A 20806-nucleotide genomic window follows, 5' to 3' on the forward strand; every position below is an offset into this window, starting at 1 on the left:
TCAGCGCGTGCCCAGCGTCAGGTGCAAGTCAGGAAACGGCATCGCCTTTGCCTCTGTGTACGGGATGGCATTCTCCTCGGGAAGTTCTGCTATGCATTCATTCAGAAAAGCAAGCACGGCAGATACGTCCAGATCCCAGTGCCTGGGCGCATAGGGCGTCAGGTACTTGCGGCTGTTTTCGAACATCCAGCGCGCTCCCTTGATGTTGCCGCCGGAGAAATGGTACAGCCCGACTGCCATCTGCAGGAGTCCCTGAAGGAACTTGTTGGATTTATCCTCCATCCAGATTTCTTCCAGCAGATCGTGACACTCGTAGTATTCTTTTTTATTGAACAAATCAATAAACTGGAGATACTGCTCGGGGTAACTCATAAGCGTTGCCTCCGTTTCAAACCTTCCATCTTTATGGTAACACAGATTGGCTTGTCTCGAAATCCCAACGAAAACTTCACGGATGAGCATAACGCCGTTCTGTTACAATAATCTCTAGAAGTGCACAGCAGAAAGGAATGGATTTTCACTATGGCAGCGATATTTGACAACTTTCCCTTATGGGCGGCTTTGATTGCCATAGGAATTGCCCAGTTTGTCAAGATTCCCCTTACTTACTTTGCCACCAAGACGTGGCAGTGGTCGCTTTTGTTCAGCACAGGCGGTATGCCCAGTTCTCATTCCTCAGCTGTTACCGCACTGTCCACAGCAGTCGGCATTCGCGAAGGCTTCACCAGCAGCATGTTTGCCATTTCTGCCATTATCGGCATCATCGTCATGTTTGATGCGGCTGGCGTTCGCCGCCATGCAGGAATGCAGGCTGTCGTTCTGAATAAGCTGGTAGATGAATTCAATCACCTTCTGGAAGGCATGAAAACCTTCAAGGTCCGTCCGAATCAGGAAAAGGCCCAGAAGCTGAAGGAACTGCTCGGTCACCAGCCGATCGAGGTGCTTATCGGCGGATGGCTGGGAGTCGTGATCGCCATTATCGTCGATCGTCTCTTCTATGCATAAGCAGGCGACAGAAAGACCAGGAGACGAAAAATCTGTCCTGGTCTGATCTTTACACAACCGGAGGGGGAAGGGTTATGCGGATCGTTTCCATCTGTCCGAGCAATACGGAGATCCTCTATTATCTGGGGTTGAAAGAGGAAGTGGTAGGGCTGGATGATCACTCTGACTGGCCAGGCGAGTGGCAGCACTTGCCTCGCGTCGGACCCGATCTGACCATCGACATGGAAAAGGTGGAAGCCCTCAAACCGGATTTGGTCGTAGCTTCGCTCAGTGTCCCTGGAATGGAAAAGAATGTGGAAGCATTGATTGCCCGCCGGATTCCCCATATCGTCCTCAACCCGCAGCGTTTCACCGACATCCCGCGGGATATCCGGCTCGTCGGGGAAGCGACCGGCAGACACCTGGAAGCAGAGCGGCTTGCCAATCACTTTGTCGAAAGATCTGAAACCATCAGGCAAACAGCGTTGGCTGCTGAAACTACGCCAAAGCTCTACTGGGAGTGGTGGCCCAATCCGATCTACACCCCGGGCCGGGACAACTGGCTGACGGATGTAAGCGAGATCGCCGGCGCCATGAATGTGTTTGCCGATTTTTCCGTCCCCAATGTAAAAGCGACCCGCGAGATGGTCCTGGAACGCAATCCCGACCATATTTGCGTAGTCTGGTGCGGCATTGAGCTTCGAAGGATTAAACCGGCTATGATCACTGATCGCCTTGAATGGCAAGAGATGGCGGCTATTCGGAAAAAGCAGGTGCACCTTTTGGAAGAAGGCCTCTACTGCAGGCCCTCTCCGCGTATCCTGGACGGATTGGAGCGTCTTGTCTCCCTGATCCACCCCGAGCTCGCCGAAAAGCTGCCCGCTTCTCGAAACTAAGCTTTGCATGGAACGCTGCAAGATTTTGATCAGAGCTCATGCGAAAAAGGATTTGCCAGCTGAAATAGCTAAAGCAAATCCTTTTTTAAAAGTCACATTCGTTTGCTTTCGATCACACTAGTCAATAGGTTCGGCCATCGCCGCAATCCCTTTTTCATTCAACCCTTGCATCATCGCCTCTGTTACTTTCCCGTCGCCCCGGCGGACCAGGTATACGTCTACGGACTTCTTCCCCCACTGCTTGAATACATCCTGCTTGGTTTCAAAATACAGGTCGATTTTGTTGCCGCGTATAGCCCCTCCTTTGTCAGCGACAACTCCGTAACCATAGCCGGGGATGTACAACACTGTCCCCAGTGGAAACACGCGCAGATCAGCAGCAATGGTGGAGTATTCGCCACGACGGACCTTCACGCCTGAATATGTAATCCCGTAGGATGGATGACTCGGATGTTTCCCCGTTGATTCATATCCGGCGTAGTATCCGGTAGCGACAACGCGGATTTTCGGATATTGCTCCAGCATCGCATCTGCTTTGTCGATGACCTGGCTAAATGAACTGGTGGAGACAGCCCGTTTTTTCACGACCTGCTGCCCTTCCCTGGTTTCCCTGATTCCATAAGCGGTCTGGACAGATCGATCACCGATCGCGTTGTAGCCCAATCCATCGCTCGCAAAGCCTGTCAGGACGGTTACAGCCAAAACGATGACACTAACCAATCGCTTCACATTCATTCTGTAAAAAACCTCCTCTCGCTACTAATCTTGTCCCGGAGAGGAGGAAACTATACACAAATTCAACCAGAAGCTGAAATATTCGGGATAGTTTGGGCGGTTTGAGCTTCTTTCCGGAGGATTTTTACGGGTGGAAAGACACCTGGTTCGGGCTGTAGTGGAGGAGATGAAAAAGGAGAAAACCGCTGCAGGTTCGGTGGGACACTTCTCGGATGCGCATACTGTCCAGTTTTCGAGCAAAAGCGGAACAACGATTCGCGGGAATCAGGAGTAACCTGATTCCGCTACGAAGCGGCTGCCACTTTTACGCTCCCCCGCGAATCGTTGTGTAGCGGACAGTCTGCGCTTCCTCGCAGGACGAAGACCGGAGCGCAGGACTGGAAATATGCTTCTCTCCCCCGCAGCCGCTTTCCAAGCGCTTTTAAAAAAAGAAAAAACGAACCCGAGTAAGGTCCGCTTTCTAAGTCAGTTAAAACATCCGATATCCTTTTTTCCGAAGTGTCTGGATCGTCCAGCCGCTGGCCACCGCTCCAATCAGGCCGACGCCGAGAATGATGGAGTCCCAAAGGCCGGGAACGATGTTTTTGTAGATCAATGCGCCCACGACCACTCCGAAGACGAGGATGACGGGCATCCAGGTGGTACGCAATATCATGTTTATAATAAAGCCGATCCCGAATCCAAGCACAGCAAACAAGACAACAGACACCACAAATTGCAGCAAGCTCATGAGCTTTTAGACCTCCTGCTCTCTTCCGACAGAAATGGGACCGCGGCAGCCGACGGCCCGTTATCGCTTCTAGTCTATCGAAATCAAAGCATAAGGTCAATTGGGAAACTGGGGCTTGCCTCGCTTTTGGCGGCGCACAAAAAAAGCCGACTTTCATCGGCTTCTCAAAGACTTCCCTCATCGATTGCCGGCAGCTGCGGACATCTCCTCCGAGTGGGCACCCGAGCCCTCGCATCCCGGACAGTTTTCTGTCCCACCCAGCAGCAATTGAAAATAGCCTTGTCCATTGCAGTATGGGCATTGTTCCTGTTCTTTTCTCATGATGATCGCTCCTTTCCCATGGCGCCGGGTTCGCATAACCGACATTTTTTAAAATTCTGATTTTTTGGATGTGTCTAACTATATCAGAAAAAGACAGCATTCTTCAACTGAAAAAAGCGAGGAAAAACAGAAAAAAACCGCTATGTAAGCGGCAACAATGGCTGTTATCTAGCGTATACTCACGATTGCGAGAAGATTTTATAGCGTGTGTATTGAAAAACGGGGTCGATCGGGTATTCGTCTCCGCCCAAGCTCTGTTCTCGCTTCTGGTACGTGGGCAGGATGATTTTCAAATAGGTCGAGGAAAGCGGATCTTCCAGAAGCTGCCGGATCGGCACAAAGGCTGCCACCTCGATTTCCCCTTCCTGCGGACGCGGTTCACCGCTGACATAATCCATCCAGAAGACCACCATATTGTCGCTGATCGTATCGCGGATGACTCCGGAGCGGACGGCTGCCAACCGCCGTATTTCCGCGCGTATTCCAGTCTCCTCCCAAACTTCTCTCACGGCGGCTTCATCTACGGTCTCCCCCGGCTCCACAAATCCGGCCGGAAAGGACCACTGTCCTTTGAGACCCCCGTACGTTTTCTTCACGACCAGCGCCTCTTCGCCGCGAATCACAATTCCGCAGGCGCCCAGCCATACATTCGTCTTTCGCACACGGTCTCCCACCTTTCTTTCGTCAGTATAGCGAAACCGGTTGTACAGCGCCAGCTCGGAACATACGATTTGGCACCGAAACGCAAGCCCGGATGTCTTCAAAACAAGGAAGCTCCGTGTGAGGCATTTCAAGTAACAGCCGGCCCATTTGGCTCGTTCCTCCAATGAAAAACCCCCGGCTTCTGGTTCGCCGAGGGCATCTTCGAGTCATCTATTCGCTAGCTTGGTCAATCGTCGTCCTCATCCAGAAGTCCGTTGTCAATCATGTAGCGAAGGTTTTCCCGGTCGCGTTCGCGGCCCTTTTCCTTCAAACGATCAATCGCTGGCAGGATGAGTATGTCCACTTCCCGCTGAATATGATGGGCGAGATCGTGGCGCCCCTGGTCTTCCAGGTAGGCGCCTACGTCCATCAGCGCGTTGTAGCGCTCCATCTCTTCGCGGGTCATCAATCCTCTGACCTGGATACTGGCATGGCGCATAGGTTTCTCCTTTTACAGGCGCACTTTTTTCAGAGCGAGACCAACGCCGCCGATTTTGTACAGGTAGCGCAGATCGCTCGCTTTTTTCATCAGTGCGGCCGAGGTGCCGAACAGTTTTTTCGTGCCGACCATACCGATTCCTTCGCCTTTTCCGAGCGAAGCAAGAGATCCTTGGAGAGCTGGCTTGAACGGCATCATCACTTCGCCGCGAATGAGAGCCGCCAGATTGTCACCGAGCGCTTCCCCTTCTTGTACGGCAATCTGAGCAGTCGGCGGATAAGGACGGCCTTCATCGTTGAAAATCAGGGCGCAGTCGCCGACGACGAATACGTTGTCGTACCCTGGAGCACGCAGGAACTCGTCTACTTTGACACGTCCGCGCATGACTTCAAATCCGGATTTTTCCACGATGCTGTTGCCGCGAACACCTGCGGCCCAGACAACTGTAGCAGCCTTGATTTCTTCTCCATTGGCGAGCACTACGCCCTCAGGCGTGCATTGCTTGATCGCCGTTCCGATCATGAACTCGACGCCTTTTTTCTGCAGAATATCGACCGCGTAGGAAACCAGTTCCGGATCGAATCCTGGCAGTGCGGTTGGAGCCGCTTCAATGTTGTAAATCTTTACCAAACTCGGGTCAACGTCGAATTCCTGGCACAGCTCAGGAATGCGGTCAGCCAGCTCGCCGCTGAACTCAATGCCCGTAAATCCGGCTCCGCCCACGACGAATGTCAGGTAATCCGTGCGATGCGGTTCATTTTTATATTTCGCAAACATGTACTCGATATGCTCGCGGATTTGACGAACAGCGTTGATGCTGCGGATGCTGAACGCATACTCTTTCAGGCCCTCGATGCCGAAGGTTTCCGGATCGCTTCCGAGGCCGATCACGAGGTAGTCGTAGCTCAAAACGTTTCCGCTATCCAGTGTAACCGTACGCTCTTCCGGCTGGATCGATTGGACGGTATCTTTGACAAAATTGATTTTGTTCATGTCAATAATTTGATCGAGAGGCACGCGGGCATGATCCGCAGGTGCTGTTCCCGCAGCCGGCTCATGCAGCCAGGTCGTGATGTAGTGATAGTTGTGCTTGTTGACCAGCGTGATTTCTGCTTCATTGTAGTTGAGCTTTTTTTGCAGGTGCAGAGTGGTCAACAGGCCCCCGTACCCGGCGCCGAGGATGAGGATTTTGGGTGTACTCATGGATATCCCTTCCATTCATGAATGATAGTAATCCCTGAAGGTTTGTGCGAAATTTCACGTGATTGGCTACGCTTTAAGGTTCCCTTTTTGATCGCCAATGAATAAACGGAATTATTGCCATGTCTCATCCTATGCGGCAATCTGTGAAAAATGGCACAAACGCTGGGATAAAAAAAAATGTGTCAATTTCTTTACATTCAAGATCATATTAAGGGGAATCGACAAGTTTTGCAAGCCATATTTGCCTACGCTGTTCTTTTCTTTGCTTTTTTTCATTTTCAAGTATGGGTATAATAGGAAAGGATGCTTTCAGAATATTTCGGAGGTGCTTAGGTTGAATCTTCTGCAAAAGGACGAGCAGGTATACGACATTACGATTATCGGTGGAGGCCCTGCTGGCCTGTTCACTGCATTTTACGGCGGAATGCGTCAGGTAAGCGTAAAAATTATTGAAAGTATGCCCCAACTGGGCGGACAGCTTTCCGCTCTTTACCCGGAGAAATACATATACGATGTGGCCGGGTTTCCGAAAGTGCTTGCGCAAGATTTGATTAACAATCTAAAAGAGCAATTGTCCCGATTCAATCCGACGATCTGCCTTGAGGAAAAGGTGGAAAATGTCGAAAAGAAAGCAGACAACATCTTCGAGCTTACGACAGACAAAGGCATACACTATTCGCGTGCCGTCATTATTACCGCCGGAGTCGGCGCATTTGAACCTCGAAAGTTAGAGCATCCAGACGCCGTCAAATACGAAAAAACCAATCTGCATTACTTCGTTACCGACTTAAACTCCTTCAAAGGGCAGCGCGTTGCCGTCATCGGAGGCGGGGATTCTGCTGTTGACTGGTCCTTGATGCTCGAGCCGATCGCCAAGGAAGTCACACTCATCCACCGCCGGGATAAATTCCGTGCACACGAGCACAGCGTCGAGCTGCTCATGTCCTCCAAAGTAAACGTAACAACACCATACGAAATCTCAGCCATCCACGGAGACGAGAAAATCGAACGCCTCACACTCGTAAACAGCACCACAAAAGAAGAAAAGGAACTGGAAGTAGACGCCGTCATCGTCAACTTCGGCTTCATCTCATCGCTTGGCCCGATCAAAAACTGGGGTCTCGAGCTGGAAAAGGGCGCGATCGTCGTAAATTCCAAGATGGAGAGCAACATTCCCGGCATTTACGCGGCAGGCGATGTCTCGACCTATCCGGGCAAAGTAAAGCTGATCGCCGTCGGATTCGGCGAAGCGCCGACAGCGGTGAACAACGCCGTGGGCTACATCAATCCGGATGCGAAGCTGCAGCCCGGCCACTCCTCCAGCATGGACAATTTCAAGGCGTAGACAAGATCAAAGCTCTGCCACCCTGTTGAAGGGCCGCAGAGCTTTTTTATGCTGCCGGTTCCCCGGCAAGCAGCAGACCTTTCGCATTTTTGTATAGACACCGCTTCCCCTGTGCAAAGTAGGGAGAGAACCAGACACGTAAAAGGAGTTATGCGCCTGATGGATCATCTCTGTCCCGTATGCAACGGTCTCCTCGATCTGCGCGAGGCATGTCCGCTATGCTCCCATCCTCTGGATGACAGCGGCCGGCTTTATGATTACTACGGGGACTACAGCCCGTACAGGGAGATCGAAGATTCAAAGCTGAGCAATGGCGTGCCCGATGCCCTGCAACATCGCTGCCTGCATCTCGGCTGGTGCCCCAACTGTTCGGAGGAACACATCCTGGCCGTAGAGGAATGGGACGAAAACACCCTGTTTCGCTATATGCAGGCTGCGAGCGACTAGGCATCGGAACTACCAGCCCGGCCGCTACCGCTTCATGAGGGGAATGGAAATGACAAAAAACACTTCACCGGCTCCGTTTTCCACTTGAATGCGCGCATGATGGAGCTGGACGATCTGCTTGACGATGGCAAGTCCCAGGCCAAACTCCCCCTTTTCCCCTTTGCTGAAACGGTTAAACAGGTGTTCCGTTTTTTCCTCGGGGATCGGCGGTCCGTCATTGCCGATGCGAAGCTCGGCATTTCCGTTCTTTTGTCCCAAAGCAAGCGTGATTTTTTTCTGCGCATACCTCATTTGGTTGTCCAGAAGGTTCTCCACTGCTACCTTCCACTGCTCCGGGTCCCCTGATATGGTCACGGCTTCCGCAGAGCAGCTCCAGTCGACATCGGTCCGCTTCCACTTGAGCCGGTCCCACACCTCTACGACCAGTTCATCAAGGCGAAATAGCTTGCGGGAGGACTGCTGCTCCAAATATTCCAGCTTCGTTATGTACAGCAGTCCCCGAATTCGCTCCTCCAGCCTTTCCGCCTCTTCGTCGATCACCCGTACGCTCCCCGGTATATCTCCTTTTGGGAAGATGCCGTCCAGGATGGACTGGGCATAGCTGCGGATGACCATAACCGGCGTTTTCAACTCGTGCGAAACCTGCTGCAAAAAGGATTGCTGCTTCTCGTTCTGCGATACGAGCCGTTCGCGCATCCGCTCGATGGAGCCCGCCAAACGGCCGATCTCGTCAGCACGCTCCAGCACGAACGGCTCGCTCCAATCCCGGTCGGCGATTCGCTTGACCCGCTGTTCCATCTCCACCAGCGGTCTGGTCAAGTAACGGGCCAGCCACAAGCACGGAAGCCAGCTTATGAGCAGCACCGCCGCCATGATGAGAATAAGCCGCCACAACAAGGTACTTACCAATCCGTTCAAATACGAGTTCCAAACATAAGAGACCAGATAGATTGTCTTTCCGGCCAGCGTCTCTCGCCGGATTACGTAGTAGATCGACTCGTCCTCCACAGGCCGAACGTATTGCTGGACATCGGCCAGTTGTTCTCCGATATCCTCGTTCAGCATCTTTACAAGCGATTCGGGCAGTGCCTTCCCGCCGATCACCTTTCCATTTTCGCGAAAAATGACATGTGTGACGGTCCGAACATTCTGGCGTTCCAGCTCCCGCTTCAAGAGCCCCTTGTCCTCCCAGCCGTCCACGGAGGAGGTCGCATATGCAAGGAATACGTCTTGGGAGGCTTCGATCTGCGCATAAATTTCTTTGGTAAAGAAGCTGCGCAGCGCCCACGGAAACAGCAGCGCGAGCAGCAAGGTCACCCCCAGCGTAATACTGGCAAAAATGAGCCAAATTTGAACAGCCAACGGATAGTTTTTCATCGCTCCACCAGCCTGTATCCATACCCGTAAATGCTCTCCACACGCAGCTTGGGCAGCTTTTTGCGCAGCCGGCGCATCAAATCGTCGACGACGCGGTCACTGCCATCATATTCTTCTCCCCAAATCCGCAGCAGAATCTGTTCCCGCGACAGCGCTTGTCCCGGATGAGCGGACAGCAGCAAGAGCAAATCAAACTCCTTGGTGGTCAGTTCAATCTTTTGCCCGTCGATTCGGGCCATTCGGGAGCCTTCGTCGATTTCGTAAGGCGGCAGCATCCGCACAGACCGGCCAAGAGCCGCTGCTGTCTGATTGGCCGCTGGCGGGCTCGTTGCCGCATAGATCCGCTGCAGCAGCTTTCCGGCCCGAATCACCAGCTCCCTCGGCAAAAAAGGCTTGGGCAAATAATCGTCGCTGCCCATTTCCAGACCGATGACACGGTCCAGCTCCGCATCGCGTGCAGAAATAAAGATTACGGGAGTATGTGGCTGGCGGGCTTTAATCTCGCGAATCAATTGGTATCCATCCACATGAGGAAGCATAATGTCCAAAATCCAGAGGTGCGGCGCCTCCATGATCGCAGCCCTTGCTGCATTCCCGTCGGAAAAGCAGCGCACCTGCCAGCCTTCCTTTTCCAGGTAGGAGGCCAGAACCTGGTTTAGATTCTCCTCATCCTCCACCAGATAAATCAAGTAGCTCATGTTCCTCTCCCCTTGCCTGACCATGTGAACGTATTGTGCTTGCTAGCAAGGCTTTTTTCAGCTATGTCGCAGCCTTCTGCAAGGGCAATCTTCTTCGTAAAAAGCAATTCCTGGTAAAAGCAAAAGGACGCGCACGGGACACGTCCTTTTTGCCATACGCTATTTTATTGTACGAAGCGAGTTCGGGCTCTGCTAGTTTTTCTTTTCTTCCAGTTTTTTTGCAAGCAGCTTGTTTCCCTCTTTTACCTCAGCCAAAAGCTTGGGCAGGACGATCTTGATCTTCGCGGCATCCCCTGATTCGATCGCCGCGTGAAACTCTGTATGAGTGTCCCTGTACTTCTCTTTTAACGCGTGCATCGCTTCTTTGTGCTCCTGATGCTGCCCTGCATCGTTTTGCTGCTTCGCTTTTTGCGCCCTGTAGGCCTCTTTTAGCCGCTTGCGTTCTGCCAGGGCAGCCTTCCACTCTTCGGCGCTCTCCGGGGTGTACTTTTCCGCGAGCAGCGTCAAGTACATCTGGCGATGAACCCCCATGTGGGAATGATGCAGACGCTTCATTTTATAATGCTCGCCATGTCCCCCGCCGTGTTCACCATGCTCCTGCTGCTGTTTGGTTTGGGGCGACAATCCATCCGAGCGGCTTTCCATCGCCAGAGCTGCACTCGGCACCGCCAGCCCGATCACAAGTGTTGCTGCCAAAAGCTTGCTTTTCCAACATTTCATCGAGGACCACTCCTTTTCATGCTGTCAGTAAAGTCTTGTCCTAGCGCTCCAAAATGCCTTCCAAAGGTCCTTGCGGCGGGTCTTCCACCTGGCCCGCAGCCGGATTTTTCAGCTCTTGCGGCATTTCGTCCTGATTCAGCCCCAGTGCCTTCACCAGACCCATCTGTTCGAGATCCTGCTTCGTCTTCGGCGTCCCCAGACGATACATCATGCGATAAATCTCCCGGAGGTTGTCGTCGTACTCGTCATTGTCCCTGTCAGGCATGTCGGTCCACAACGTGTGGCCATGCATCCACATCATAAAGTCGCCATGTGCGCAGTGTTCGAACAAATCGCGCATCATTCCTGCTTCCATCGGGGATGCCTCGATTTCAAAATCGTAGGTGGATTCCCCTTTCACATCCCGAATCTCGGCCACTGTCGTGCCGGACTGCAGCGTGATGTAGTACCGTTTTTTTTCCACGGACGCACATCCCTCCTTTTGCCTCCAGCTTTTCTCCTTTTTACCATGCTCGTTTCGGAGGAAAAACATGTATTTATTCGGCAAAGTTTTTCAGCGCAATCACCGCATTGTGGCCGCCGAAGCCAAAGGAGTTGGAAATGCCAATGGAAAGGTCGGCCCTTCTCGCCCGATTGGGCACGTAGTCGAGGTCGCATGCGGGATCGGGGTTCTCCAGGTTGATTGTCGGCGGAATGACGCCCTCCCCGAGGCTCTTGACCAGAGCGATCGCTTCCACTCCGCCTGCCGCCCCGAGCATATGGCCGATCATCGATTTGTTGGCCGTTACCGGGATTTTGTAGGCGGCCTCCCCGAACAGTCTTTTGATCGCCGCTGTCTCCGTCTTGTCGCCGATCTCCGTGCTCGTCGCGTGGGCGCTGATCAAATCGACCTCTTGCGGCTCTATTCCCGCTTCCTTCAGCGCCGCTTTCATGGCCAGATACGCCCCGATGCCTTCCGGATGCGTGGCTACCATATGATAGGCGTCCGAGCTGGCTCCATAGCCGATGACCTCTGCATAAATCCTCGCATTTCGCTTGAGCGCGTGCGTGAGAGACTCCAGCACCACTATGCCCGCTCCCTCGGCCATGACAAAGCCGTCACGCTCCAGATCAAACGGCCGGCTCGCTTTGGCAGGCTCGTCATTGCGGGTGGAAATCGCTGTGGCATTGCCAAAGCTGGCGAGCGAAATATCGGTAATCGCCGCTTCCGTCCCCCCGGCCAGGACGACGTCGCTCCCTCCGGCCCGGATCAGCCGGAATGCCTCGCCAATCGCCGTGTTTCCGATGGAGCACGCCGTCACCGGAGCCATTGTCGGACCGTGGGCGCCAAACCGGATGCTGATCATCGCGGCCGCCATATTGGCGATCATCATCGGCACGAGCGTCGGGCTGACCCGTCCAGGTCCCCGCTCTTGGAGCAGCGCTTCTTGCTCCAGCAGCGTCTGAATCCCCCCGATGCCAGAGCCGACGTATACGCCCATCCGCTCCCGATCCACCTTTTCCGGATCAAGTGCGGCATCCGCAAAGGCCTGCTCTGCCGCCGCCAGGGCGAACTGGCAAAAACGGTCCATCCGCCGCGCTTCCTTGCGCCCGAATCGCGCTTCGGCATCAAAATCCCGGACCAGGCCCGCTATTTTTGCTTTATGTCCATCCGTGTCAAACGTATCGATCCGCGTGATCCCCGACTCTCCCCGGATCAGCTTGCTCCAAAAAGACTGGACGTCATTGCCGAGCGGCGAGATGACACCCATACCTGTGATCACAACTCGTTCCATCGTTTGATTCCTCCCTGAAAATGTCTTTCTGGAAGTAATCTTGTCACACCCGTTATCCTATTACAAGTTGTCGTTTATACTAGTATAACAACTACCACCTTACCGACTAAAACAAGGCAGGGATCGATGATGAACCACCAGACCAGATTGCAGGCATTATCCGCTTTTTTAAAAACGCAGAGAGCCAAGGTGCAGCCCCAGTCCGTCGGGTTGACCGCCGGGAAGCGCAGAAGAACGCCAGGACTGCGCAGGGAAGAAGTCGCACAACTGGCCGGAGTCAGCCTTACCTGGTATACATGGCTGGAACAAGGGCGGGACATTCGCGTATCGGCATCCGTGCTCGATGCGATCGCCAACGCCCTGCAATTGACCGTCGATGAGCGCAAATACTTGTATGCCCTCGCGTTCGAGAGCGGAACAGGACCCATTCTTTCACAGGAGGAGCAGCCCAAAATCAGTCCGTCGCTGCAAAGGATTTTGCAGGAGCTGCGCTATTGCCCGACGATTATCTCGGACAGGCGCTGCCAGATCGTCGGCTGGAATCAGGCGGCCTCCCATGTCTTCCTCGACTTTGAACAAATTCCCGCCAAGGAACGGAATCTCATCAGTCTACTGTTTGCCAGAAGAGAGCTTCGCCGATTGGCGGTGAACTGGGAGCACTTCGTCAGCGGCTTTTTGTCCATTTTCCGCGCGTATTACGGCCAGTACGTAGAGGACGAATGGTACGAGCAGTTCCTCGACGAGATGAAAAGGACCCATCCCGACTTCCATCCGCTGTGGGAGCAAAGCCGGGTGAGCTCTGCCCCGGAGGTCTTGATTGAATTCAGGCACGCCAAAGCAGGCAAAATGCTGTTCCATCTGACGTCTCTGCAGGTACAGGGCGATGCCGATCTGCGCTGCAGCATCTACACCCCCGCTCCGGATTCCTCGACGGAGGAAAAGCTGAAGCAGCTCATGGAGCGCCAGTCTGCCCGAACAGCAAAATTGGAATAAAAACAAACAAATCCGGAAAAATTTTGTAACCTTTTGCTGTTTCATGCGAATAACGCAGGTGAGAAAAGAAAACCTAGGAGGTTCGTAGCATGAAAAAGCTGAATCAAGCAATGCTGACAATCGCGGCAGCAAGCCTTTTAAGCGCAAGCCCTCTTTGGGCTGCCGGGACGACGGCAGTCTATGCCAGCAGCCCAGCCCCTTTGAATGACGTCATCCAAAAAAACCTGGAGCAATTATCTACGCTGCTGCCCTACATGAAAGAGCTCCCCGTTCAAACAGTGGAAATGGCTGCGGACAGCAGCACGGTCGTGATTACCCGCAAAGCCGAAAAAGCAAAATTGCCGGAAATGACCATCTTTATGCAGAAAACCGGAGAGATCAAAAGCTTTTCGCTGGATAGCGGCGCTAATGAAATGGACCAGGAGCTTTCACTCGGCGAACAAAAGAAAAAGGCGGAGGCGTTTTTGACTGCCGCTCATCAAAAGGGATTGGTTGACTGCAGCCTGGCGGAATTGCAATACAACGAAGCGTCGTCAAAGAGCCTGAATGGAGCCGTGTTCGCCAGATCGATCAACCGCATCCCCGTCGAACAGAAAAAAGTGTTTGTGTCCTTGGATGGAGCAGGAAATGTTGTGGAGTTTTCCAACGAAGCCTCACTGAACGGCTCACCTGATCCGTCCAAGCTTCCGAGCCCGTCTGAGGCCATGTCCCCGGAACAAGCCAAGCAAGCTATGACCAACATGATGAAGCCGTTTTACCGTCTGACCGGCCCTGACAAAACACCCAGCCTGGTCTATCAGGTTGTCGGCTCCGGGTACATGGATGCCAAGACAGGCTCCTGGGTGGACACTGAGCATGCAAAATTCAAGAGCTTCACCGGAGAGTTCTTTTATGATATACCTGTTGCTCCGCCTGGCCAGCCACTGGCTGCCCGCAGCAAAGAAGAAGCTGCGTCCATTTTGCAAAACGTTTTCGGCTTTGAACTCGCTGGCGCTTCCTTTTCGGAACAAAACGGCTCTGCGGCGGGGAAAAGCTATAAAGAGTACAGGTGGACGAAAAACAATGAGAACCGTTTCGTAACCGTCGATCCAACCAGCGGACTGGTCTTCTCCGCAGGACTCGATACCGGCGAAGATTCTGTACAGCCGCCAGCCAGCAGCAAAATTTCTCTGGAAGACGCGAAAAAGGCTGCTGTTCAGTTGATTCAGCCATTCCTTGATCCAGACAGCAAAGCCGTTGTGTTGGAGACTCGCTTGTACATTGAACCACAGGGGCATTTCAACTTCGCGGTTTATCCTGCGACAAACGGAATACCTTTCGTGGAGAAAGCGTTTCAGGTAACCATCAACAGCGATACAGGCAAGCCCATTCGTTTGATCGGCCCTTCCGTTCGCGACAAATTCGCTCTTCCCGACCCCAAAAACGCGATCAGCGCGGAACAGGCCATGCAAGAATATCTCAAATACCATCCGCTCCAGCTGACGTATTTTTATCCGATCAACCAATCCAAGCAAGCAGATCAGCCCGTTCTCGTGTACAAAGCCCAGATCAATCCCGACGTGCTCGAATTTGTGGATGCGGTCACAGGAAAGATCGTTCCGCGTTAAGAAAGGCAACCGCGCCGGTGCTTGCTTCTCCATTACCTGGAGGCAAGCACCGTCTCTGAAAGGAGGAACGGGATGTCTGGAAGCTGCGAACAGCGCATCCGCGAAATTTGCGAGGCCTATTACCAGGAAATCTATTATTTTTTATATCACTTTGTGGGAAATCGAAGCGATGCGGAGGATATTACGCAGGAGGTATTCGCCCGTGTGCTGCAGGCGCTCCCTCGCTATGACGGGCGCGTGGCGCTCAAAACGTGGATATTCTCCATCGCCAAGCACGTTGCCATCGATCAGTATCGCCGGAAACGATTTCAGCAAATATTCGTCGACAGCTGGTTTCACGGGCTGCCAGCCAAAACCGGACTGCCGGAAAAAGAGTTTGCCGAAAAGGAACAGGAGCGGGAACTGCGAGAGGCGATCCTCGCGCTGCCGGCCAAGTACCGGCTGGTCATTATCATCCGCTCCATCAAGGGGTGCAGCATAAAGGAAACGGCTGAAATACTGGGTATCTCCGAAGCGAAAGTAAAGGTCGATTTTCACCGAGCCATCAAGCTCATTCAAAAGAAGCTCGGCCCGGAATGCCACGGAGGGAGGGTCGTAAATGCACTGGGAAAATAACGACAGCTTGCACCAGCAATTACGGGAACTGAACAGCCGCGTTCCAGCCCCCAGAATAGAGGCCAAAGAGCAGCTGCAGACGATGCTGGCCGAAAAAGCCAGAAGGATGGATCAGGCAAAAGGCAGCGAAGCGTATGTTGTCTTCGCCTTGAAAGCAGCCAGCTTTCTATTCGTTGCCGCATTGGGGGCTGTACTCGCCATTCCCTCTGCGGAACAAATACCGATGGCCACTCCTCACTCCTCAGTACATGACAAGCAGGGGCCCGAATTCTCCGTTGCGGCTCCCAAGAAGCAGCAGGCTGATCAGAAGCATTCGCAGACTGAGACAAAAGAGCCGGATGACGCCTCACGGAAAACAGCGAATCCGCAGCCACCCCAAAGCCGCAGACCATCCATCGCTCCTTTGGGCAATTCATCCGTGAACGCACCTCCGGCAACAGCACCAAGCCTGCCAGATTCTCCCGGAGACAGTACCGACAGCGCAGTGACTGACAATCATCCGGCGGCAGCGTACCTCCAGCAAATGATCGGCCGGGAGAGCCGGCATTACCGGCTCATCGAGGCATTATCCGATCCGGCAAAGCGGCAATATGTCTTCACCCGAATGGTGAATGGCGTTCCGTTTCTTGATGATTGCTTTGTCGTAACCCTGGATAATTCCAATCAGGGTCAAAAGCTGCAGTCGAGCAGCAACCGCAAATGGACGGACGAGCGCGTGTTTCCCGATCCGGCCAAGGCGATTCCCAGGGAAAAAGCCGAGCAGCTTATCGCTGACAAACTCAAGCTCTTCTACGCCGGTCAAACCGGAGAACAATCGCCGGCGGGCGCTTCGGCCATGGTTTACGATCCCGGCCTGATGGGCTATGTACATGCACTGGACGGCCAACCAGCCGGGTCCGGACAGGAACATTCCCGGCTGCTCGGAAAGCGGATGGAAATCGTGCCTGCCGAAAAGCCCTTGATTGCCCGAACAGCAGAGGAGGCTGCTGCCGTGCTGGAAACGGATTTTGGCATTGCGGTTGGGGGCAAGCCGCAGCGCTTAAACGATGGGATCAATCATGTAAAAGAGTATCGCTGGGCCGTAGGGAATGACAGCGCAGTCACAGTCGTGACAAAGGAATCATCGGGAGAAATTGTTGAAATCGAATACGTGAATCATCACCCTGTCGGAGATACCAAAACGACCGCAGAAAAAGCTGCCGAAATTGCCGCCTCCTTTCTTGAAACATACCTTGATTCCGATACGAAAATGCTGCAGATAGCCAAGGTGGAAAAAGAACCGTCATTTACCCGGATTACGTTCACCGGGATTTACCGGGAGCTTCCTATATGGGATGACACCTACTCGGTAGATGTCGATCCTTCATCCGGAAAGGTAACCGGGTTTAAAGGAGACTTTTCCCGAAAAAACCGTGAGCGTAGGGCTGATGCAAGCCTGCAGTCGGCCGGGGAAGCCGCGCGGGAATTTGTGAGCAAGCATCCGGCTTCACTTGTTTACGTTTGGCCCAAAGGAACTCCTGCTCCCTCGCTTGTTTACTTGCCATTGAACCCTCGTATATTGCCGACCGGGCAATAATTTTAAAAGTAATCTGACCAACAGACTTCCTTCCATCGAAAAGGGGAGAAAAACGCATGGGCTTCTTCCGGCCCTCGCATTTTTCTCCCTTTTTGCTCTTTGCCTTTTGGAGGGCTCGGAGCTCCCCGCCTGTTCAACGAACCTGGAGCACTTGCTTTTCTCCGCGATCCTTCCCATTCTTCCTTTTGCAGGTAGCGGGATGGACATCACTCTCCGCTGAGGTGTCTGCGGGAGCCTGCCTCTTTGCCAGCATGTATGATGCTTGAAGCGTTGTTCTTGACGGCAGCATAGTTGTAAGCGTCAGCCTGTTTTTACGTCGCTTCCTTTTTGCAAAAGCTGCTCGATCGCAAACGGCAGCAGGTCGGTCAGCACCTCAAACGCACTGTGAACATCCAGCCGCTCTGTCCATTTGTGGGCATCCTTGCCAAACGGTCCGAGATTCATCACAGGCATATTCAGGGCGACCAGCTCCTTGATCGGCAGCGCGTACCCTTTTTCCCAGAGCGGCATGTTGTCCACCAATGGCTGGATGGCCTGAGCAGCTTCCGGGAGACCGGTGTAGCTCAGATCGGAGAGACCCGGAAAGTAGTGCTGGTGCTTCAGCTCCAACTGGTGGCTTGCAGCGGCTCGGGCGCTGACCTCCCCGATCACGTGCTGGATGAGCGGATCGTTCCGCGAACTGACCGGCGGATAGTACGGAGGCGCATAAAACAGCACAATCATCGGCGCCAGCTCTTTGCACAACAGACCGAGCTCGTCGATCAGGCGGATCGTCACTTCGCGGTCGTCCAGCTCGCCTCGGCCTGCCATGACCTGCTCCTGGATGCTCTCCACCTGCTCCCGTCCGACTTTCCCGATGAGATAGGCAAGCAGCTCCTCGTATTGCAATACCTTTACTTTCATCGAGATTGGCTGCGACTGGTTCAGACTGGCGAAAATTGCCGCCCGCTCTGCGTACTCCCGCTCGATTTTGTCTGCGGTCCTCTCCGCAAGCTGACGGAGCTGTTTTGTCACCTCGTCGATCGGTTTTTCCATCACGAACATGTTGTACAAGGCGACGGCACGGTCGGGGATTTGCACCGAGTACTCTTTCTTCAAATCCTTTTGCAGCAGACTCGTTGGCGGCGGCGTGACCTCTCCTTCCACCACCTCGCAAAAATCGGTGTTGAGCTCCAGTTCGCATGTAAGCCGGGATACCATCGCGTTGGCATTCAATCCCGAGAACGGCTCGCCCACATGGGTTTCCTTGCCGTAGCAGTAGAAGCCGGGCAGCACTTTTCCCAGCGATCCGCTGTAGATGTACGTGTTCTCATCCCCCGGATACGTGGAGAAGACGGGCTCGGAGTTGAGGCAGGCGCGATAGTCGAGATCGTGCTGCTCGGCAAGCTGCAGCAATACCGGCACAGCCGCACGCATGCCGAGTGAGTTCACCTCTTCATCCGGTACTGTCAAAAGCAGCACGTTCCCGTCAAACTCGCCGGCACAAGCCCGCTCCAGCATCGACATCTGCAGGGCCAGTCCTGCTTTCATATCCATCGAGCCGCGTCCAAACAGCCATTGACCTTTAGCCAGGTCCTGCTGGACATGCTGCGGTAGCTCATCCCGGTGCCGCAAATACTCATCGGTCACTGCGGTGAGATCAAAAGCAAGCGGCTTCCACTCGCCAAAGTCCTGTACATCTACCACGTCGAAGTGGCTGACCAGGACAACGGTAGGCTGAACCCCTTCCGCTTTTTTCGCCAGCGCCGTGACGAAAAACCGGCCGTCGCCTGTCGGATGAAGCTGCACATGGCCCGGATTGGCCTGGAAATAGGGAAGCGCTGCAATTTCTCCGGCGACAAATCGGGCCAGCTCGATTTCAGCTTTAGAGCCCGTGACGGACGGATAGCTTACCAGCTTGCCCAAAAGCTCGATCAGTTGTTCTTTTGTTTGCCATTTCCATGCATTTCCCATAATGGAACCCCTCTACTTTCCGTATCATGGAATCATTTTCTGAATGATGGTGAAAAAATAGGCGGCCAAATATGGCCACTGGCTTCGGTCATATTGTGCTGCTCCGATCTTGCAGACCTGTTCCGCCATACAGTCCCGCCCCGGTCGTGTAGACTTGTTCCGGTCTTGAAGTCCGTTCCGCCATGCAATCCCCGTTCGAGTCACAATATTGCCGCTCGGGTCATCTATTCCCGCTCAGCAGCGAGATTTCCTCCGCCGCCTCTTTGACTTTCCCGATCAGCATGGGAAGCCTTTCGTCGGTGATGCGAAAAGCAACGGCATTAATCGAGAGGGCGCCGGCTACCTTCTGGTTCCGTCCCATGATCACAGCGCCGATCGCCGTCGTTCCCTCCGTCCGTTCTCCAGAGCTGATGGCATAGCCGTTTTCCCGGATCTTTGCCAACTGTTCGATAAACTCGCTTTGCTGATGGCGAGGAAGCAGCTGGCTGACGATCCGCTCCATGTCCGCCTGCGGCATATGAGCCAGCATCGTCTTGTTGGGAGCGCCGATCGTGAGCGGAATCCGGTCGCCCAAATCCTCCGCCACGCGCAGCTTGAGCGGACTCTCCACCTTTTCGATCAAAATGGCATCCAGGCCGCTCGGAATGTTCAGGCAGATGCTCTCCTCCACTTCCCGGGCGAGGCGCTCCATCACCGGCTTTGCGACGACGCGAATATCGATCTTGTCCAGCATGCGCATGCCGATGGTCATCCAGGTGTAACCGATCCGGTAGTGCTTGGTCACCGGGTCCTGACTGATCAATCCATGTGAACTCAGCGTCCCGAGGATGCGATGAATCGTACTGAGCGGCAGAGAGGTGGCGTGTGCCAGCTCCGAGATGGACCAATCCGACTTCGTTTCATCGGAGACAAGCACATTGATAAGTTCCATTGCCCTGTCAATTGACTGTACCATTGGCTAAACTCCCCATCCTTACCCCGATTGTACCGACATTCCTCACACGGATTGAGATGCCGAATCATAGCCTTTGCTCTTTTTCTTTGCCGCCCCCGTGTTCAAGCGGTTTTCCAGTCGATTTACCACGTAGGTGAAAATGAGGACCAGCACAAGGTAGTAGAGACCGACTACCAAATACGTATCGAGCTGCCGGTAGTTTGATGCCGCTTCGCCCAGCCCGGTACCCCAGAGCTCCTGCATCCCGACGTAAGCGACAAGCGACGAATCCTTCAACCCGATGATAAACTGGTTGCCGAGCGGAGGGATGGCCCGTTTGAATGCCTGCGGCAGGATGATCCGGCGCATCGCCAGCGGATAGGACATCCCCAGCGATTTGGCTGCCTCCATCTGTCCGCGGTCGATGGACTGGATAGAGCCGCGAAAAATCTCGGCAATGTAGGCCCCGTTGTGGATGGCGAGCGCAAAAGCGCCGGCCCAAAAGGAAGAGAGCGTGACGATCTCGGTTATCCCGAAGTAGAGCACCATGATTTGTACGATCAGGGGCGTTCCGCGGATGACCGTTATATACACGTGGGCAATCGTTTGCAGCGCCTTGGAATGAGAGATGCGGAAAAAGGCAATCAGCAGACCGACGCCACACCCCATGATCAGGGAGATCGCCGTTAACCGGAGTGTTAAGAATGTCGCCTCCAAAAACATGGGATAGCTGGACAAAAGGATGTCAAACATATT

Annotated in this window: 24 protein-coding genes; 9 read left to right on the forward strand and 15 right to left on the reverse strand. The window is 53.7% G+C overall.

All coding sequences use genetic code 11. The features are described 5' to 3' along the window. Complete coding sequence (locus tag NST96_RS21725) at window positions 1-372, reverse strand: DUF309 domain-containing protein (RefSeq protein WP_327956345.1); 372 nt, start codon at window positions 370-372, stop codon at window positions 1-3. A gap of 150 nt (window positions 373-522) precedes the next feature. Between NST96_RS21725 and NST96_RS21730 the strand changes: the two genes are divergently transcribed. Together NST96_RS21730 and NST96_RS21735 are read left to right on the forward strand one after the other, a co-directional pair. Continuing rightward, window positions 523-1005, forward strand: a complete 483-nt coding sequence (locus tag NST96_RS21730; RefSeq protein ID WP_342404581.1) for a divergent PAP2 family protein — start codon at window positions 523-525, stop codon at window positions 1003-1005. Between the two features lie 74 nt (window positions 1006-1079). Further along, the gene (locus NST96_RS21735; protein WP_003389660.1) at window positions 1080-1880 is read left to right on the forward strand and encodes a cobalamin-binding protein; all 801 of its coding nucleotides are present in this window, start codon (window positions 1080-1082) and stop codon (window positions 1878-1880) included. 117 nt (window positions 1881-1997) lie between these two features. On the opposite strand, the gene NST96_RS21740 is transcribed toward NST96_RS21735, so the two are convergent. Then, complete coding sequence (locus NST96_RS21740) at window positions 1998-2615, reverse strand: 3D domain-containing protein (protein ID WP_003389661.1); 618 nt, start codon at window positions 2613-2615, stop codon at window positions 1998-2000. Window positions 2616-2745: 130 nt separating this feature from the next. On the opposite strand from NST96_RS21740, the gene NST96_RS21745 reads away from it, so the two are divergent. Next, window positions 2746-2889 (forward strand): hypothetical protein, encoded by a 144-nt coding sequence (locus NST96_RS21745; protein ID WP_161785199.1) that lies wholly within the window; start codon window positions 2746-2748, stop codon window positions 2887-2889. Window positions 2890-3084: 195 nt separating this feature from the next. Here NST96_RS21745 and NST96_RS21750 read toward each other — a convergent pair whose 3' ends face one another. The 5 genes from NST96_RS21750 to NST96_RS21770 all read right to left on the reverse strand — a co-directional run bounded on the left by NST96_RS21750 (window position 3085) and on the right by NST96_RS21770 (window position 6010). After that, window positions 3085-3345, reverse strand: coding sequence for a YuiB family protein (locus NST96_RS21750; RefSeq protein WP_003389662.1), 261 nt, complete (start codon window positions 3343-3345; stop codon window positions 3085-3087). A 177-nt stretch (window positions 3346-3522) separates the two neighbouring features. Next, a complete protein-coding gene (locus NST96_RS21755) occupies window positions 3523-3666 on the reverse strand; it encodes a YuiA family protein (RefSeq protein WP_003389663.1) in 144 nt (47 codons plus the stop codon). A 179-nt stretch (window positions 3667-3845) separates the two neighbouring features. Next, a complete protein-coding gene (locus NST96_RS21760) occupies window positions 3846-4328 on the reverse strand; it encodes an NUDIX domain-containing protein (RefSeq protein WP_039070672.1) in 483 nt (160 codons plus the stop codon). A 227-nt stretch (window positions 4329-4555) separates the two neighbouring features. Further along, on the reverse strand, window positions 4556-4807 hold the full coding sequence (locus NST96_RS21765) for a hypothetical protein (RefSeq protein WP_003389666.1): 252 nt from the start codon (window positions 4805-4807) through the stop codon (window positions 4556-4558). 12 nt (window positions 4808-4819) lie between these two features. Beyond that, on the reverse strand, window positions 4820-6010 hold the full coding sequence (locus tag NST96_RS21770; RefSeq protein WP_003389667.1) for an NAD(P)/FAD-dependent oxidoreductase: 1191 nt from the start codon (window positions 6008-6010) through the stop codon (window positions 4820-4822). Window positions 6011-6344: 334 nt separating this feature from the next. Here NST96_RS21770 and NST96_RS21775 point away from each other — a divergent pair, with 334 nt between their 5' ends. Both NST96_RS21775 and NST96_RS21780 read left to right on the forward strand, forming a co-directional pair. Next, complete coding sequence (locus tag NST96_RS21775; RefSeq protein WP_003389668.1) at window positions 6345-7355, forward strand: NAD(P)/FAD-dependent oxidoreductase; 1011 nt, start codon at window positions 6345-6347, stop codon at window positions 7353-7355. Window positions 7356-7514: 159 nt separating this feature from the next. Next, window positions 7515-7802 (forward strand): hypothetical protein, encoded by a 288-nt coding sequence (locus tag NST96_RS21780; RefSeq protein WP_003389669.1) that lies wholly within the window; start codon window positions 7515-7517, stop codon window positions 7800-7802. Between the two features lie 24 nt (window positions 7803-7826). On the opposite strand, the gene NST96_RS21785 is transcribed toward NST96_RS21780, so the two are convergent. The 5 genes from NST96_RS21785 to fabF form a co-directional block, all read right to left on the reverse strand. After that, entirely contained in the window at window positions 7827-9179 is a 1353-nt protein-coding gene (locus tag NST96_RS21785) for a HAMP domain-containing sensor histidine kinase (protein ID WP_031931944.1), read from the reverse strand. Continuing rightward, window positions 9176-9877 carry a response regulator transcription factor gene (locus NST96_RS21790; protein ID WP_024983113.1) on the reverse strand — a complete coding sequence of 234 codons (702 nt, stop codon included), beginning with the start codon at window positions 9875-9877 and terminating at the stop codon, window positions 9176-9178. The genes NST96_RS21785 and NST96_RS21790 overlap by 4 nt, the downstream gene beginning before the upstream one ends. Before the next feature lie 192 nt (window positions 9878-10069). Then, window positions 10070-10597: a hypothetical protein gene (locus tag NST96_RS21795; RefSeq protein WP_031931945.1), complete on the reverse strand. Its 528-nt coding sequence runs from the start codon at window positions 10595-10597 to the stop codon at window positions 10070-10072. Between the two features lie 40 nt (window positions 10598-10637). Next, a complete protein-coding gene (locus tag NST96_RS21800; protein ID WP_003389674.1) occupies window positions 10638-11060 on the reverse strand; it encodes a hypothetical protein in 423 nt (140 codons plus the stop codon). A 73-nt stretch (window positions 11061-11133) separates the two neighbouring features. Beyond that, a complete protein-coding gene (fabF, locus tag NST96_RS21805; protein WP_031931946.1) occupies window positions 11134-12372 on the reverse strand; it encodes a beta-ketoacyl-ACP synthase II in 1239 nt (412 codons plus the stop codon). 129 nt (window positions 12373-12501) lie between these two features. Here fabF and NST96_RS21810 point away from each other — a divergent pair, with 129 nt between their 5' ends. The 4 genes from NST96_RS21810 (at window position 12502) to NST96_RS21825 (ending at window position 17163) form a co-directional block, all read left to right on the forward strand. Next, window positions 12502-13365, forward strand: a complete 864-nt coding sequence (locus NST96_RS21810) for a helix-turn-helix transcriptional regulator (protein WP_003389676.1) — start codon at window positions 12502-12504, stop codon at window positions 13363-13365. Window positions 13366-13454: 89 nt separating this feature from the next. Continuing rightward, window positions 13455-14972, forward strand: a complete 1518-nt coding sequence (locus NST96_RS21815; RefSeq protein WP_342404589.1) for a PepSY domain-containing protein — start codon at window positions 13455-13457, stop codon at window positions 14970-14972. Window positions 14973-15044: 72 nt separating this feature from the next. Beyond that, window positions 15045-15587 (forward strand): RNA polymerase sigma factor, encoded by a 543-nt coding sequence (locus NST96_RS21820; protein WP_003389678.1) that lies wholly within the window; start codon window positions 15045-15047, stop codon window positions 15585-15587. After that, window positions 15571-17163 carry a YcdB/YcdC domain-containing protein gene (locus tag NST96_RS21825; protein WP_340701521.1) on the forward strand — a complete coding sequence of 531 codons (1593 nt, stop codon included), beginning with the start codon at window positions 15571-15573 and terminating at the stop codon, window positions 17161-17163. Before NST96_RS21820 ends, NST96_RS21825 begins: the two co-directional genes overlap by 17 nt. Before the next feature lie 300 nt (window positions 17164-17463). Here NST96_RS21825 and NST96_RS21830 read toward each other — a convergent pair whose 3' ends face one another. The 3 genes from NST96_RS21830 to NST96_RS21840 all read right to left on the reverse strand — a co-directional run bounded on the left by NST96_RS21830 (window position 17464) and on the right by NST96_RS21840 (window position 20803). Further along, window positions 17464-19116, reverse strand: coding sequence for a M20/M25/M40 family metallo-hydrolase (locus tag NST96_RS21830; RefSeq protein ID WP_342404590.1), 1653 nt, complete (start codon window positions 19114-19116; stop codon window positions 17464-17466). A 220-nt stretch (window positions 19117-19336) separates the two neighbouring features. Next, complete coding sequence (locus NST96_RS21835; protein WP_003389681.1) at window positions 19337-20071, reverse strand: IclR family transcriptional regulator; 735 nt, start codon at window positions 20069-20071, stop codon at window positions 19337-19339. Window positions 20072-20113: 42 nt separating this feature from the next. Next, a complete protein-coding gene (locus NST96_RS21840) occupies window positions 20114-20803 on the reverse strand; it encodes an amino acid ABC transporter permease (protein WP_003389683.1) in 690 nt (229 codons plus the stop codon). Between the last annotated feature and the right edge of the window lie 3 nt (window positions 20804-20806).

This window comes from Brevibacillus sp. FSL K6-2834 (assembly GCF_038592925.1).
Taxonomy (GTDB): Bacteria; Bacillota; Bacilli; order Brevibacillales; family Brevibacillaceae; genus Brevibacillus; species Brevibacillus borstelensis.